General features: G+C 72.8%; 16 protein-coding genes. 6 read left to right on the top strand and 10 right to left on the bottom strand.

The window, feature by feature from the left end:
• Positions 1-5: 5 nt before the first annotated feature.
• Complete coding sequence (locus GGE06_RS27380; protein ID WP_116157967.1) at positions 6-980, top strand: acyl-ACP desaturase; 975 nt, start codon at positions 6-8, stop codon at positions 978-980.
• 26 nt (positions 981-1,006) lie between these two features.
• Here GGE06_RS27380 and GGE06_RS27375 read toward each other — a convergent pair whose 3' ends face one another.
• The 8 genes from GGE06_RS27375 to GGE06_RS43820 form a co-directional block, all read right to left on the bottom strand.
• Entirely contained in the window at positions 1,007-1,264 is a 258-nt protein-coding gene (locus tag GGE06_RS27375; RefSeq protein ID WP_181924449.1) for a WhiB family transcriptional regulator, read from the bottom strand.
• Between the two features lie 231 nt (positions 1,265-1,495).
• Entirely contained in the window at positions 1,496-2,578 is a 1,083-nt protein-coding gene (locus tag GGE06_RS27370) for an LLM class flavin-dependent oxidoreductase (protein ID WP_116157968.1), read from the bottom strand.
• 4 nt (positions 2,579-2,582) lie between these two features.
• Positions 2,583-3,446, bottom strand: a complete 864-nt coding sequence (locus tag GGE06_RS27365; protein WP_184932051.1) for an ABC transporter substrate-binding protein — start codon at positions 3,444-3,446, stop codon at positions 2,583-2,585.
• Positions 3,443-4,174, bottom strand: coding sequence for an ABC transporter ATP-binding protein (locus tag GGE06_RS27360; RefSeq protein ID WP_116157970.1), 732 nt, complete (start codon positions 4,172-4,174; stop codon positions 3,443-3,445). Before GGE06_RS27360 ends, GGE06_RS27365 begins: the two co-directional genes overlap by 4 nt.
• A complete protein-coding gene (locus tag GGE06_RS27355) occupies positions 4,171-5,013 on the bottom strand; it encodes an ABC transporter permease (RefSeq protein WP_116157971.1) in 843 nt (280 codons plus the stop codon). Before GGE06_RS27355 ends, GGE06_RS27360 begins: the two co-directional genes overlap by 4 nt.
• Positions 5,010-6,020, bottom strand: coding sequence for an ABC transporter substrate-binding protein (locus GGE06_RS27350; protein ID WP_116157972.1), 1,011 nt, complete (start codon positions 6,018-6,020; stop codon positions 5,010-5,012). Before GGE06_RS27350 ends, GGE06_RS27355 begins: the two co-directional genes overlap by 4 nt.
• Positions 6,021-6,091: 71 nt before the next feature.
• The gene (locus GGE06_RS27345; protein ID WP_184932050.1) at positions 6,092-7,132 is read right to left on the bottom strand and encodes an ABC transporter substrate-binding protein; all 1,041 of its coding nucleotides are present in this window, start codon (positions 7,130-7,132) and stop codon (positions 6,092-6,094) included.
• A 293-nt stretch (positions 7,133-7,425) separates the two neighbouring features.
• Positions 7,426-7,527, bottom strand: a complete 102-nt coding sequence (locus GGE06_RS43820; protein ID WP_312883321.1) for a putative leader peptide — start codon at positions 7,525-7,527, stop codon at positions 7,426-7,428.
• 198 nt (positions 7,528-7,725) lie between these two features.
• Here GGE06_RS43820 and GGE06_RS27340 point away from each other — a divergent pair, with 198 nt between their 5' ends.
• Both GGE06_RS27340 and GGE06_RS27335 read left to right on the top strand, forming a co-directional pair.
• Positions 7,726-8,520 (top strand): IclR family transcriptional regulator, encoded by a 795-nt coding sequence (locus GGE06_RS27340; protein ID WP_116157974.1) that lies wholly within the window; start codon positions 7,726-7,728, stop codon positions 8,518-8,520.
• A gap of 70 nt (positions 8,521-8,590) precedes the next feature.
• Entirely contained in the window at positions 8,591-9,259 is a 669-nt protein-coding gene (locus GGE06_RS27335; RefSeq protein ID WP_116157975.1) for a TetR/AcrR family transcriptional regulator, read from the top strand.
• On the opposite strand, the gene GGE06_RS27330 is transcribed toward GGE06_RS27335, so the two are convergent.
• Positions 9,246-10,124 carry an alpha/beta fold hydrolase gene (locus tag GGE06_RS27330; protein ID WP_116157976.1) on the bottom strand — a complete coding sequence of 293 codons (879 nt, stop codon included), beginning with the start codon at positions 10,122-10,124 and terminating at the stop codon, positions 9,246-9,248. The genes GGE06_RS27335 and GGE06_RS27330 overlap by 14 nt on opposite strands.
• A gap of 116 nt (positions 10,125-10,240) precedes the next feature.
• On the bottom strand, positions 10,241-11,275 hold the full coding sequence (gene ligD / locus GGE06_RS27325; RefSeq protein WP_116157977.1) for a non-homologous end-joining DNA ligase: 1,035 nt from the start codon (positions 11,273-11,275) through the stop codon (positions 10,241-10,243).
• Positions 11,276-11,327: 52 nt separating this feature from the next.
• On the opposite strand from ligD, the gene GGE06_RS27320 reads away from it, so the two are divergent.
• The 3 genes from GGE06_RS27320 (at position 11,328) to GGE06_RS27310 (ending at position 15,155) form a co-directional block, all read left to right on the top strand.
• Positions 11,328-12,386: an ATP-dependent DNA ligase gene (locus GGE06_RS27320; RefSeq protein ID WP_116157978.1), complete on the top strand. Its 1,059-nt coding sequence runs from the start codon at positions 11,328-11,330 to the stop codon at positions 12,384-12,386.
• 416 nt (positions 12,387-12,802) lie between these two features.
• Entirely contained in the window at positions 12,803-12,997 is a 195-nt protein-coding gene (locus tag GGE06_RS27315) for a hypothetical protein (RefSeq protein WP_221518607.1), read from the top strand.
• Positions 12,998-13,061: 64 nt separating this feature from the next.
• On the top strand, positions 13,062-15,155 hold the full coding sequence (locus tag GGE06_RS27310) for an MDR family MFS transporter (protein WP_184932049.1): 2,094 nt from the start codon (positions 13,062-13,064) through the stop codon (positions 15,153-15,155).
• Positions 15,156-15,160 lie beyond the last annotated feature (5 nt).

The raw sequence follows: 15,160 nt of genomic DNA, 5'->3' as shown, positions 1-15,160 counted from the left end.
TCCCCGTGACGCTCACCTCTCCTTCCCTCGGCAGCTCGGCAGGGTGGACCGACGCACGGCTCCTCTACGCGCTGGAAGAGGTCGTGGAGAAAGAGCTCAACCGGCACCTGAAGGTCACCAAGGACTGGATGCCGCACGAGTACGTGCCCTGGTCCGACGGCCGGAACTTCCCCGGCTTCTTCGAGGACGGCGAGGCCTGGGAGCCGTCGCAGTCCAAGGTCACCGACATCGGCAAGATCGCCCTCGTCGTCAACCTGCTCACCGAGGACAACCTCCCGAGCTACCACCACGAGATCGCCAGCCTCTTCGGCCGCGACGGCGCCTGGGGCACCTGGGTGCACCGCTGGACCGCCGAGGAGGGCCGGCACGGCATCGTGATGCGCGACTACCTGCTCGCCTCGCGCGCCGTCGACCCGGACAAGCTGGAGCAGTTCCGGATGGCACACATGAGCGAGGGCTTCGAGTCCGACAACCGGCACTCGATGCTGCACTCCGTCGCGTACGTGGCCTTCCAGGAGCTCGCCACCCGCATCTCGCACCGCAACACCGGCCACCAGTCCGGCGACCCGGTCTGCGACCGGATGCTCGGCCGCATCGCGCTCGACGAGAACCTGCACATGGTCTTCTACCGCAACCTGCTGGGCGCGGCCTTCGAGCTCGCCCCCGACCTGACCATGCAGGCCGTGCGGGACGTCGTCGTCAACTTCCGGATGCCCGGTCACGGCATGCCGGGCTTCGAGCGGGCGGCCGCGCAGATGGCGATCGGCGAGATCTACAACATGCGCATCCACCACGACGACGTCCTCCAGCCCGTCCTGCGCTTCCTCAAGGTCCTCCAGATCGAGGGCCTCGGCCCGGACGGCCTGCGCGCCCAGGAGGAGCTGGGGCTCTACATGAACGGCCTCGACAGCGAGGCGAGCAAGTTCGACGAGAAGCTCGCGGCCCGCAAGGCCCGGATGGCCGCGCGCGCGGCCGGCTGAGCCGTCCGCCGGGGCGGCCGGGCGGTTCAGCGGCTCTGCCGCTTGAGCCGCCCGCGCTCCTTCTCGGAGAGGCCGCCCCACACCCCGAACCGCTCGTCGTGGGCCAGGGCGTACTCCAGGCACGCGAGGCGCCCCTCGCACGCCCCGCACAGCTGCTTCGCCTCGCGCGTCGACGAACCGGGGGCCGGGAAGAAGAACTCCGGTCCGGCCTGGGCGCACAGGGCGTTCTCGCGCCAGGTCATGTCGGGCTCCGGTGCGGTGAGTACGCTCGTGTAGGTCTGCATGCCGTACACACTGCCCAGGGGTCGTAAACAGGCCATCAACGTTCGATCAATGCGGCGCGCCGAAACCGTTCGCCGCGCGGCCGGCCCTCGCCGGGACCTCCGTCGAGGCGGGGGACACCAGCCTGCTCACCTTGCCCGACGGCACTCCCCTCGGCCGCCGGCGGGCCGTCGGCCGAGGAGGCAGGATCCACGTCCAGGTCGAGCCGTTCACGGAGTGGGGCCTGTTCGGCCTCAACGGGTGACACCCAGCGCCGGAAGGACCGTCTCGGCCACCCGGTACGCCTCCTCCAGAAGCGGATTGCCGGACAGGATGAAGGTGTCCACCCCCAGGGCCTGGTACTCCTTGAGGCGCTCCACGACCTGGGACGCGGAGCCCACGACCGCCGTGCCGGGGCCGGGGCGGAACAGGCTCATGCCGGGCCAGAGGTTCGGGTGGGTCTCCAGCTCGCGGGCCCGGGCCGGCACCTTCCCGCCGTGCTGGCGGAACTGGCGCTGCCAGCCGACGCCGTCCTCGCCCGCGCGCTCGCCGAGCTGCCGGGCGTACGTCGCCTCGCTGGTGACGTCCAGGAGCCGGTCGGCCGCGGCCCAGGCCTCGTCCTCGGTGTCCCGGACGATCAGGTGGAGCCGGAGCCCGATCCGCAGCGTACGCCCGTGGGCGGCGGCCCGGGCCCGGACGTGGTCGAGCTTCTCCTTGAGCAGGTGCGGGGGTTCGCCCCAGGTGAGGTAGACGTCGACGTGCTCGGCCGCCATCTCGATGCCGGGTGCTGAGGAACCGCCGAACCAGAGCGGGACGTGCGGCGCCTGGACCGGGCGCAGGTCGCGGAAGGAGGCGCCCGCGCCCTTGAGGTCGTAGAACCTCCCCTTGTGGTCGAAGACCTCGCCGGCCGTGAGCCGCTTGACGATCGACCAGTACTCGGCGCTCAGTTCGTACCGCTCGTCGTGCTCGACGTGCAGGCCGTACTCCCGCAGGGAGTTCGTCGATCCGTTGACGACGTTGAAGCGGAGCCGGCCACCGAAGAGGTTGTCGAAGCTCAGCGCCATCTTGGCCAGGAGCGTGGGCGAGATCAGGCCCGGGTGGACGGCGAGCAGCGGTTTGAAGCGGGTGCTGGTGGAGGCGGCGAGCGCCGAACCGAGCGGCCACACGTCGTAGAGGTCGGTGGCGAGCAGCGCACCGCTGTAGCCGAGGCGTTCGACGGTCCCGGCGAGCTGGGTGAGGTAGCCGAGGTCGACGGGCCGGCGACCCTCGGGCTCCCACGGGTAGGCGCCTTCGCGCGGGATCACGTACCAGAGGACTTCGGGAGCCTGGTGCGTCATGGGGTCAGGCCTTCCGGGGCAGCGCGTCGGCGACGGTGACCGCGCGGTCGACGAATCCGGTGCGGTGGAAGATGTCCGCCGCCGTCTGCTGCTCGGCGATGAACTCCTCGGTGACCTCCTCGATGGTCCAGGGCAGGGCCTTCAGGGCGGTCTCCCAGTCCTCGACGGTGCCGCCCTGGTCGGCGGCGGCGATCTCGGCGGCCTCTCGCGGGTGCGCGGCGGCCCAGTCGTCGGCCCGCCGCAGCGCGCGGGTGAGCGCCTCGACGAGCTCGGGCCGCTGCTCGGCCAGGTCGCGCCGGGTGAAGAAGACGGACCGGTCGCTGATGACGTCGCCGGTACGGATCAGGGTGCGCAGTCCGCCGGTGCGACGGGCGGCGGCGAGTTCGGCGCCCTGCGCGACCCAGGCGGTGATCTCCCCGGCGCGGAGCTTCGCCTCGCTGCCGGAGTCTCCGCGGACGGGGGTGATGTCGGTGGCGTACGAGAGGCCGGCGTCGTCGAGGGCCTTGGCGACGAGGTGGGTCTGCCAGGAGCCGACGGCGAGGTGGACGGTGCCGCCCTTGAGGTCGGCGACGGTCCGGACCGGACTGTCCTCGGGGACCAGGAGGGCGCCGTGGTCGGGGCGGGGCGCCGAGACGGCGGTGTAGACGATGTCGTGGCCGGCGGCCTGCGCGGTGACCGGCGGGGTGGAGCCGGTGCCGCCGAAGTCGATGGTGCCGTCGGCGAGATGGGCGCCGGTGCGGACCCCGTCGGTGTACGGGTGCCAGGTCACGGTCTCGCCGAGGGCGGCGAGCTCCTCCTCCGCGTAGCCGAGGCGGGAGAGGTGGTAGAGGGAGGGGTTGCTGCGGTGGACACCGATGACGACGGTCATGCGGAGACTCCTTCGAGAGGGGTGGTTTCCTGGGGTGTGTGGACGCCGAGGTCCGCGAGGAGGCGGCGGCGGAGGGCCACGAAGGCCGGGTCGCCGGGGTCGCGCGGGCGGAGAACGGCCACGGGCTCGTCGGTGACGAGCCGGCCGTCGCGCAGTACGGCGACCCGGTCGGCGAGGCGCACGGCCTCGTCGACGTCGTGGGTGACGAGCAGGACCGCCGGCCGGTGGATCCGGCGCAGCTCGCCGACCAGGTCCTGCATGCGGAGCCGGGTCAGCGCGTCGAGGGCGGCGAACGGCTCGTCGAGCAGCAGGAGTTCCGGCTCGCGGACCAGCGCCCTGGCGAGGGCGACCCGCTGGGCCTCGCCGCCGGAGAGGGTGGCCGGCCAGGCGTCGGCGTGCCGTTCCAGCCCGACCTCGGCGAGCGCCCGCAGACCGGTCGCCCGGGTCCCGGCGCCGCGCGGCAGCCCCACGGTGACGTTGGCGAGGACCTTCTTGGAGGGGACGAGCCGGGGCTCCTGGAAGACGATGGTGCGGGCGGCGGGGACGAGTGCCTCTCCCCCGTCGGCTCCGTCGAGGGCGCCGAGGATGCGCAGCAGGGTGGTCTTGCCGCTGCCGCTGGCACCGAGGAGGGCGACGAACTCGCCGCGTCCGATGGTGAGGTCGAGGCCGTCGATGACGGCGCGGTCGCCGAAGGCCCGCCGCAGTCCGCGAACCCGTACGGCGGTCATGTCGTCCCTCCCGGTCCGGCGGTGCGCCAGGGCATGAGGATCCGCTCCAGGCCACGGACGAGGACGTCGGCGGTGAGGCCGAGGAGTCCGTAGACGAGGATGCAGACGGCGAGGATGTCGGTGCGGGCGTAGCTCTGGGCCTGGGACATCAGATAGCCGATGCCCTCGGTGGCGTTGATCTCCTCGGCGGCGATCAGCGCGATGACGCTGAGCGTCATGGAGAGCCGCAGGCCGGCGAGGAGCGAGGGCAGGGCACCGGGCAGGACGACCTGGCGCACGACCGCGAGCCTGCCGAGTCCGAAGCTGCGCATGGCCTCGACGAGCTTGCGGTCGGTGTTGCGGACTCCCCCGGCGGTGGAGACGTACATCGGGAAGGTCGTGGCGACCGCGATGAGCAGGATCTTGGCGGTCTCGTTGATGCCGAACCAGACCATGAAGAGGGGGACGAGGGAGAGGAAGGGGATGGTGCGGAGGGTCTGGAGGGAGGAGTCGAGGAGTTCGTCGCCGAGCCGGGTGAAGCCGGTGGTGATGCCGAGGGCGAGGCCGGCGGTGAGTCCGATGACGAGGCCGAGTCCGGAGCGGGTGAGGGAGGTGGCGAGCGCGTCGGGCAGCTGTCCGTTGCCCCACAACTCGCCTACCGCGTCGACGACCTGTGCGGGCGAGGCGAGGACGTCGGGGGTGAGGAGACCGGTGGCGGACGAGGCCCACCACAGGGTGAGCAGGGCGAGCGGGCCGAGGGCGCGGACGGTGGCGGAGTACGTGCGGGAGCGGGCGCGGCGCACCGGCGGGCGCGGCGCGACGAGCCCCTCCGGGCGCGTCTCCTCGGTGACGGCGGTCATGACAACTTCTCGACGTCGAGGAGGTGGGCGGCGATGTCGACCTTGCCCGGGGTGACCTTCTGGTCGGCGTAGAACCGGGCGACGGTCTCGAAGCGCGCGATGTCCTCGGGGCCGATGGGGTCGACGGTGCCTCCCTTGCCGGTGAAGGCGATCTGGACGTCCTTGGCCTTGCCGTTGACGGCGGTGGGGCCGGCGTCAGTGAAGACGTTGAGGTAGGCGGCCGGGTCTTTCTTCTCCTTGGCGCTGTTCTCGTGGAGGTAGGCGTAGAGCGCCTTGACGATCTCGGGGTGCTCCTTGGCGAAGCCCGTACGGACGGCGTTCAGGCTGTAGTTGTCGGAGCCGATGGCGGCGCCGTCGGCGACGAAGCGGGCCTTGCCGGTGCCGATCTCGGCGACGGCGTACGTCGACCAGACCGCCCAGGCGTCGACCTGTCCCGCGTTGAAGACGGCGGCGGTCTGGTCGGGGCGGAGATAGACGCGCTCGACCTTGTCGGCGGGGATCCCCGCCTTGGCGAGGGCCTTGAGGAGCAGGTACTCACCGGTGCCGCCCTTGTTCACGGCGACCTTGCGGCCGACCAGGTCCTGGACGGAGGTGATGTCCGAGCCCTCGCGGACGAGGATGCCCTCGCCGACGGGGTCGGGGTCGGTGGCGGTGAAGAAGGCGAAGCCGGGGCTCTGGGAGAGGGAGGTGATGCCGGAGGTGATGGAGCCGGTCGCGATGTCGAGCTGGTCCGCGTTCATCGCCTGGGCGGCCGGGGCGAAGGGGCCGGCACTGCCCGTCCAGGCCACTTCGGCGCCGACCGCGGCGAGGGCCTTGTCGAGGCTGCCGTCCTTCTTGCCACGGGCGAGGACGCCGGCGTTGCCGGGGTCGGGGATGCGAACGGTGACCGTTCCCTCCCCCTTCTTCTTCCCCTTCGGGTCGCCGCCGTCGTCCGCACCGCCGCAGGCGGTGACGGTGGAGAGGGCGACGAGGGCCGTCAGGGCGGCGATCGGGGTGAGTGGGCGCATGGCGGTCTTCCTCCGGGCGGGAGAGGGCGGGGCGGGAGAAGGCGAAGTGGTGGAGGGCGGGGCTGCGGATGTCACGGGACGGGCTGGGCGGACGGCTCCCGCGTGGGGGGTTCCGGCGTGGCGGCGGCCGCGATGAGGCGGGCGCGGCGCAGGGGCTCCGGGTCGGCCCAGGCCCGTACGTCCACGGCCTCGGGCAGGAAGCCGTGGGCGCGCAGGGCCTCTTCCTGCCGGGCCAGCAGGTCGAGCCGTGTTCCGGACAGGTCCGGGTGGAGGGCGCGGTGGGTGCCGGGCCGGTAGGCCCCCGCGACGCCCTCGGCGCCCGCTCCGGTCTCGGAGCCGAGGATCCGGGCCACCTCGGCGGGCTCGCCGGCCGCCCAGTCGGCGGCGCGGAGCAGGACGGAGAGGAAGCGCGCCACGAGCTCGGGGTGGGCGTCCAGGAGGTCCTGGTGGACGGTGAGGGGGCGCGGGGTGCCGTTGTTGACGCGGTGCGCGGGGTCGGGCAGGTCGTCGAGCTCGACGGCCACCTCGGCGCCGGCCCGACGGGCCGCTTCGACGGCGAGGGCTCCCTTCACGTACACGGCGTCGACCTCGCCGCGGCGCAGGGCGTCGAGCCCGGCGGCCCACTGGCCCCGATGACCGTCGGCCGGTACGTCGACGAGGACGGCGTCGCCGAGTCCGTACCCCGCCGAGGCGAGGGCGCCCTCGAAGCCGCGCAGGGCCATCGCCCGCCAGAAGTCGATGGGCACGGAGTGACGCGGCACGGCGAGCCGGAGTCCGCGCAGGGCGGCGGCCCCGCGCACCGGTGAGCCGGGGGCGACGAGCACCACCTGGCGCTCCTCGATCCAGGTGAGCCCGACGAGCCGGGTACGCTCGCCGCGCGAACGGGCCCACAGCGCGGGCACGTTGCCGCCCTCGCGGAAGAGTCCGGGCAGGGCGTGGGTGTAGTGGGTGGCGGGGTCGGCGCCGGGTTCGGCGTCCTGGAGCGAGCGGACGGCGATGTCGTCCGGGGCGAACTCCCCCGCGAGCCAGCCCCGGTCGGCAGCGACGCCGGTGGCGGTGGGGACGGGGCAACGGGTGAACCAGAGCGTGTCGGGAACGCGGGTGTACGTCATGGGGGCATCCCGGGGTGTGAGGGATCGGGAGACGGGAGGATCAGGTCTGCGGCCACGGCGTCCCCGTGCGGGGCGGACGGAGGACCGGTGGGCGTCGGTCTCGGCGCACGCGGCACCGGGGGCGCCGAAGGCACTGAAGGGCGCAGAGGGACGGAAGGGCGTAGGGGCGCTGACCGCGGTGGAGGCGCCGGCCGCGTGGCCGGAAAGCCATGGCCGGACGCGCCGGCGAAGGCCGGGTGCCGGACGAAGGCCGGGCGTCGGGCGAAGGCGAGGCGTCGGGCGAAGTCCGGGTGTCAGCGACAGCCGGTGCCGGCGACGCGCGCCAGGTCGATGTGGCGGCGCCGGGTGAGGGCCAGCGGTGCGCGGAGGGCACCCGGTACGTGTCGTGCGTGCATCGCGGGACTGCTCCTTCCGGCTCGGTGCCGCTGGGGGGTGATGGCCGGAACCTTGCCATGGTTGTTCCGCCGCCCACAACTCGACTCCCACGATGTGGGATTGCTCATGAACGGAGTGTTTCCGAGCTGGCCCGGAGCCTGATTCCGCTCCCGCCATGTGGGAGCGTGGGAACCCGATCACCCACGGGGAGCGAACCCATGACGACCGAGGCCGGCATCGTCCGACCCCCGGCGGGCGCCCAGGCGGTCCGCCGCGCACTGGACGTGCTGCACTGTTTCCACGACAACGGGCCCGACCTGAGCGCATCCGACCTCGCGCGCCGGCTCGGGCTCTCCACCTCGACGGCGCACCGGCTGGCCCGCACCCTGCTCGGCGCGGGCTTCCTGGAGCAGGACGCCAGGACCGCGCGCTACCGGCTGGGCCCGGCGATGACCGAGCTTGGCCGCCTCTCGTACCACCAGCGCGGCCTGCACCTGGCCGCGCCCGAACTGTCCGACCTGGCCGAACGGACGGGTGCCACGGCGGACCTGGCGCTGCGCAGCGGCCCGCACGCGGTGATCGTGGCCGGCGGTTCGGTGACCCCGAAGGTGGGGCTGCGCCGGCCGCTGCACTCGACGGCGCTCGGGAAAGTACTGCTCGCGTGGCCCCGGGCGGGCGAGGGCGGTCCGCGCTCGCTGCCACCGCTGTACGCGTTCACGGAGCGGACCATCGTCGAAGCGCCCGCGCTGGCAGCGGAGTTGGCACGCGTACGGGAGGCGGGGTACGCCCTCAACGACGGCGAGTCGGCCCTCGGGGTACGGACGGTGGCGGTCCCGGTCCTTGAGCGCACGGGCCACGCCCGGTTCGCGCTCGCGGTCCGCGCGACCCCCGAGCTGATCACCGACGCGCGGCTCGGCTGGTACCTGGCGCAGGCACGGGCCTGCGCGCGGGCCCTGGAGGTGCTCCTGCTCGCCCCGTCGGAGCGCAGGGAACCGGGCGAGCCGGCCGGGTAGCCTCCGGAGCCGCTCCTCCCGGAGCCGCACGGAGATGTCCGCACGGTCGTGCGTTCAGTACGATGGGGGCATGAGCGGCAGCACGGGAAGCGGCACCGGGACCAAGCGGGACGGACGCGTCGAGCGGGGCAACCAGACCCGGCGCCTCGTCCTCGGCCGGACGATGGACATCGCCTCGGTCGAGGGGCTCGAAGGCCTGTCGCTCGGCCGGATCGCGACCGAGCTGGAGCTGAGCAAGAGCGGCGTCTTCGCCCTCTTCGGCTCCAAGGAGGAGCTGCAGCTCGCCACCGTCAGGGCCGCCGTCGCCGTCTTCGCCGACCGCGTCGTCACCCCGCTGAAGGACCTGCCGCCGGGCGCGCGGCGGGTGCGCGAGCTGTGCCGGAACTGGCTCGCGTACTCCTCGGACCGGGTCTTCGCGGGCGGCTGCTTCTTCTACGCGGTCGCGGCCGAGTTCGACGCCCGCACGGGCCCGGTCCACGACGCCGTCGCGGGGACCCGCCGCGACTGGACGGCGTACGTGGAGGGGGCCCTGACGGAGGCGCGTGCCGTCGGGGAGTTCACCGAGGACCTGGACGTGGAGCAGCTGGCCTTCGAGGTGATCGCCCTCATGGAGGCGGCCAACGCCCACTCCCTGCTGCTCGGCGACCCCGGCACGTACGCCCGCGCCGAGCGGGGCATCACGGCCCGTCTGCTGTCCTCGGCCACGGAGAAGGGCCGGGCGGCGCTCAGCGCCGACTGACGCTCTCGGGCGCGACGGCGCCCGCCGTCGCGAACTCCACCGCCTCGGCCACGACGCCGGGGTCCGTGAGGACACGGCGGTGACCGAGGCCCCGGGTGACGACGAGCCGGGCCCTCCCGCCGTGGGCGCGGGCGAGGAACCGCGCGTGGGCCAGGGGCACCATGTCGTCGTCCTCGTCGTGGAACAGCAGGACGGGCGCGCCGAGTTCGTGCGGGGCGTGGTCGGCGCCGAAGCGGTCCCAGACACCCGGCTCACCGGGGACGAGCCGTCGCTCGACGTACCGGCGCATGGCCCTCACCACCCGGTCGTCCAGGCCGAGTCCGGCCCGGAAGCCCTCCATGAGCAGGTCGAAGGAGCCGACGCCGCCGAGGCCGACGAAGCGGGCCGTGCGGACGCCGTCGCGGAGGGCGAAGAGGGAGGCGAGGACGCCGAAGGAGTGGGCCACGACGGCCTCGAAGTCGCCGTGCCGGGCGTGCAGTTCCCGGATGATCTCGCGGTATTCGACGATGTTGGTGGCCCTGCCGGAGGATTCGCCGTGTCCGGGCCCGTCGAAGGCGACCGGGCTGTGTCCCCGCGCGAGGAGCTCCTCGGCGAAGGCCCCGAGCCGCGAGGCGCGGGAGGACCAGCCGTGCACGAGCAGGACGGGCCGCCGGCCGTCGCCCCAGGCGTAGGTGACGACCTCCTTGCCGCGCACGTGGAGGGTCCCGGTGCGGGCGGCGGCGAGGATCTCCCGCTCCCCCGGCTTCACCGGGGCCCTGCCGAGCGGCCGGACGAAGAGGTGGAAGGCCCAGCGGCCGGCCGGGCCGGGGGCGAGGCGGGCGGTGGTGTTCAGGGCGGTGCGGATGAGCGGAGCCATCGGGTACATGCCGGATCTCCTCGGTCGTCCTGATGATGAAAAAATGCTAGCACGATCGTTCGTGTTGTTTTAGAGTGAAGATCGAGGGCCGGCGACGCCCACCCGGAAGCGTCCCGGCCCTCCCCCTACTCCCCCTCGGACTCCTTCTCCTCCTTCGCCCGGCTCGGCTGCACCCGCTTGGGTTCGCCCGGCATCTTCGGGTACTCCGGCGGGTACGGCAGGTCGCCCAGACCGTGTTCCGCCTCGTCCCGCCGGGCCAGTTCGAGCAGCGACTCCAGGCTGAACCGCTCGTCGTCCATGTCCGCGTGGACGTCGCCGACCTCCGCGTACCGCGCCGGCATCGTCCTGATGTCGAAGTCCCTCGGCACGGCGTCGTCGATCTCCTCCCACCGCAGCGGCGCCGAGACGGGGGCGTGCGGCCGGGGGCGCACGGAGTAGGCGGAGGCGATCGTGCGGTCCCGGGCCGCCTGGTTGTAGTCGACGAAGATCCGCTCGCCCCGCTCTTCCTTCCACCACCGGATCGTGACCCGGTCCGGCATCCGCCGCTCCAGCTCCCGGCCGCAGGCGATCACCGCCCGCCTGACCTGGGTGAACGTCCATTCGGAGACGATCGGCACGAAGACGTGCAGACCCCGGCCGCCCGAGGTCTTCGGCCAGCCGCGCAGCCCGTGCTCGTCGAGGACCGCGCGCAGCTCGTGGGCGGCGCGGACGGCGTCGGCGTAGTCCGTGCCGGGCTGCGGGTCGAGGTCGATGCGGAGTTCGTCGGGGTGGTCGGTGTCGTCCCGGCGCACCGGCCAGGGATGGAAGGTGACGGCGCCGAGGTTGGCCGCCCAGAGCACGGCGGCCGGCTCGGTGGGGCACATCTCGTCGGCCGACCGGCCGCTGGGGAAGGTGATGCGGGCCGTCGGGATCCAGTCGGGCAGGTGCTTCGGGGCGTGCTTCTGGAAGAAGGACTCGCCGGTCACCCCGTCGGGATAGCGCTCCAGGGTCGTGGGACGGTTCCGCAGGGCGCGGGTGACGCCGTCGCCCACGGCCAGGTAGTACCGGACCAGGTCCATCTTGGTGTAGCCGGGTTCAGGGAAGTACACCTTGTCGGGGTGGGAGACCCGTACGGTCCGGTCGCCGACCTCGATCTCCACCGCTGCCGCCTTGCCTGCCATGCGGGCCACCCTAGGGCTCGCCGACAACTCCCGCATATCAGACAATCACCCCATGGATCTTCCGGTGATGCCGCCCGTGAAACCGATGCTCGCCAAAGCCGTGAAGCGGATCCCGCCCGGGATGCAGTACGAGGCGAAGTGGGACGGCTTCCGCGCGATCGTGCACCGGGACGGGCCGGAGCTCGTCATCGGCAGCCGTACGGGCAAGCCGCTCACCCGCTACTTCCCCGACCTGGTCGAGGCGCTCGCGGCCCGGCTGCCGGAGCGCTGCGTCGTCGACGGGGAGATCGTCATCGAGCACGGCGGCCGCCTCGACTTCGACCGGCTCTCCGAGCGGATCCATCCGGCCGACTCCCGGGTCCGCATGCTCGCCGAGACCACCCCGGCCCGGTTCATCGCCTTCGACCTGCTCGCCCTCGGGGACGAGTCCCTGCTCGACACCCCGCTGAGCGAGCGCCGCTCCGCCCTGGAGCGCGTCCTCGACGGGGTCGACGCGCCGGTCCACCTGGCGTCGGCGACCCGGGACCCCGAGCTCGCGGAGCGGTGGTTCGAGCAGTACGAGGGCGCCGGGCTCGACGGGGTGATCGCCAAGCCGCTCGACCTTCCGTACCGGCCGGACGCCCGCCTCATGTACAAGATCAAGCACGAGCGGACGGCCGACGTCGTCGTGGCCGGATACCGCTTCCACAAGAGCGGCCCCGTGGTCGGCTCGCTGCTGCTCGGCCTGTACGACGACCGGGGCACCCTCCAGCACGTGGGCGTCTGCGCGGCCTTCACCGCCGCCCGCCGCGCCGAGCTCGTCGAGGAGCTGGAGCCGCTCCGGATGGACCCGCCGGACGGTCACCCGTGGGCGGCGTGGACGGACGAGGCGGCGCACGAGGAGGCGCGGCTGCCGGGCGCGCCGAGCCGCTGGTCGGGCAGGAAGGACCTGTCGTGGGTGGCGCTGCGGCCGGAGCGGGTCTGCGAGGTCGGCTACGACCACATGGAGGGCGACCGCTTCCGCCACACCGCGCAGTTCAAGCGGTGGCGCCCGGACCGGACGCCGGAGTCCTGCGGCTACGGACAGCTGGACGAACCCGTCTCGTACGACCTGGCCGAGGTCCTCTCGTAGCCGTGGAAAGCGCGCTCCGGGAAACCGGCGCGCCGCAACGTGAGATGCCACACATTCGGCAGCCGCGCGACCCGCCGCCGACGCCTCGAACCGACAGCACGTTCGATGAACATCCGAGCGATACGCAGGGGCCGTGCGCAATGCGCCGGCCGTCGTCCGCCCCCGTACCTGCGGGAACGCGTCCGGCGCCGGCCCGCGCGCCCCGCCCGGTCCGCTCCCCCGGGACCCGCGCGGCCCGCCTCAGGCGCGCCCGGCCGTTGCCCGCCCGCGACATCGCCGTGCCGGAACCCGGACGCCGATCCGGTACGTATGGAGAGGAGACCCTTCCTTGCCCTCCCCGGACCGACTAGGACTGACCCGTGATCACCTCGCCCTCGCGCCTCGTTCCCGTCCCGATCCCCGACAGCGTGGCCGCGATGATCGGCGCCTGCCTGCCGCTGCACGTCCTCCAGGCCGAGGTCGACGCGGACTGCGCGGCGCGCGAGGTGTACCGCTTCCGGGGACCGCTCTGCGCGGAGGACCGGGCGGACCGCGAGCACGCGCTCGCCGCCCTCGCCCGGGCCAACAAGATCCTCGCCAAGCACCACCCCCGACTGCCCGTCACCCCCTGACACCCCGCACCTGTCCGGCCGTCCCCCGGATGCGTGAGGGCCGGGGCGGTGTGACGCTGCGAGAGTGACCACGACCAGCGACGCAGCGCCCGCGCCCCCGGCCGCCACCGAGCCACCCGTGCTCGACAGCCGCCGCCGCAACATCGTCTTCGGCACGATCATGCTGGGCGTCCTCCTCGCCGCCCTCGACCAGACGATCGTCGGCACCGCCCTGCCCACGATCGTCTCGGACCTCGGCGGCGCCGCCCACATGTCGTGGGTGGTCACCTCCTACCTGCTCGCGGAGACGGTCGCGACCGTCCTCGTCGGCAAGTTCGGCGACCTCTTCGGCCGCAAGGTGGTCTTCCAGATCTCCGCGGTCGTCTTCATCACCGGCTCGTTCCTCTGCGGACTCGCCACCAACATGACCCTGCTGATCGTCTGGCGCGGTCTCCAGGGCGTCGGCGCCGGCGGCCTGATGGTCACCTCGATGGCGCTCATCGCCGACGTGATCCCGCTGCGCGAACGCGGCAAGTACCAGGGCGCGATCGGCGCCGTGTTCGGCGTCTCGACCGTCATCGGACCGCTCCTCGGCGGCCTGTTCACCGACCACCTCAGCTGGCGCTGGGCCTTCTACGTCAACGTCCCGATCGCGATCCTCGTCGTCATCGCCGCCGCCCGCTCGATCCCCTCGGTACGCTCCGCGAGCCGGCCGGTCATCGACTACGCCGGCATCGCGCTCGTCGCCGTCGGCTCCAGCGCCCTGATCCTGGCGACCAGCTGGGGCGGCAACGAGTACGCCTGGAGCTCCGGCGTCATCATCGGGCTCTTCGCGGGCGGCATCGTCGCCCTGGGCCTGTTCTGCTGGGTCGAGACCCGGGCGGCCGAACCCATGCTGCCCATGCGGCTGTTCCGCAACCCGGTCTTCACCGTCTGCTCCGTGCTCAGCTTCGTCGTCGGCTTCGCCATGCTCGGCGCGATGACCTTCCTGCCGACCTATCTCCAGTACGTCGACGGGGAGTCGGCGACCATGTCCGGCATCCGCACCCTCCCCATGGTCATCGGCCTGCTCATCGCCTCCATCTTCAGCGGCAACTACGTCAGCAAGACCGGCCACTACCGGATCTTCCCGATCGTCGGCTGCCTGGTGATGGGCATCGGCCTCTACCTGCTCTCCCTCATGGGACCGGACAGCGGCACCTGGCTGGAGTCGCTGTACATGTTCGTCCTCGGCGCCGGCATCGGCCTGTGCATGCAGGTCCTGACCATCGCCGTGCAGAACACCGTCGAATACGCCGACCTCGGCACCGCCACCTCCGGCGTCACCTTCTTCCGCACCCTCGGCAGCTCCTTCGGCACGGCCGTCTTCGGCACGATCTACACCAACTCCCTCAAGCCCAACCTCACCTCGGGCCTCGTCGAGGCCGGCACCATCGCCAGGAGCCTCGGCATCGACCCGGCCGGAATCGCGCAGGCCGCCCAGAACCCCGCCGGCCTGCACCGGCTCCCGGACCGGATCGCGGCGCCGATCGTCCAGGCCTACGCCGACACCCTGCACACCGTCTTCCTCTGGACGGTGCCGGTCGCGGCCGTCGGCTTCGTCGTCGCCCTCTTCCTCAAGCAGGTGGAACTGCGCGACTCGGCCCGCTCCGCCGCCCCCGACATGGGCGAGGGCTTCGGCTCCCCCACCATGTCCGGCGACTCGGAGAAGCTCCTCGAACTCTCCGTCGGCCGCATCCTGCGGCGCCAGGACCTGGACACGGCCCGCCGGATCGTCATCGGCTCCGACACCCGGCTCGACTTCGCCGGGGCCTGGGCGGTCATGCAGGTCGAGCTCTACACCCGGACCGTCGGGCACGCCAGCCTGGGCCTGATCTCGGCCGGCCGCCGGGTGCCGCCGGAGGTCCTGCTGCCGGTCTTCGACCGGATGGTCGACGAGGGCTTCCTGACCCGCGACGGCAACCTGCTCTCCCACACCACGGCGGGCAAGCGCGAGGCGGACGTCATCACCCACGCCTGGGGCGACTGGCTGTCCGACCAGGTCGAGAAGGAGCGCGGCCGGCCCAGCGGACCCGAGCTGCGGGTCGCGACGGACGCCATCGCCAAGAAGATCGTCGCCGAGGACCTCGCGAACGGGCTCCCCAGGGAGCGGGTGGCCGTGGGCGCGGGCGCGCGCTGAGCGGT

Source organism: Streptomyces nymphaeiformis (genome assembly GCF_014203895.1).
In the GTDB taxonomy this organism is placed as follows: Bacteria; Actinomycetota; Actinomycetes; order Streptomycetales; family Streptomycetaceae; genus Streptomyces; species Streptomyces nymphaeiformis.
The sequence above is the reverse complement of the archived record's forward strand: the minus strand, read 5'-3'. Positions and strand labels throughout refer to the sequence as shown.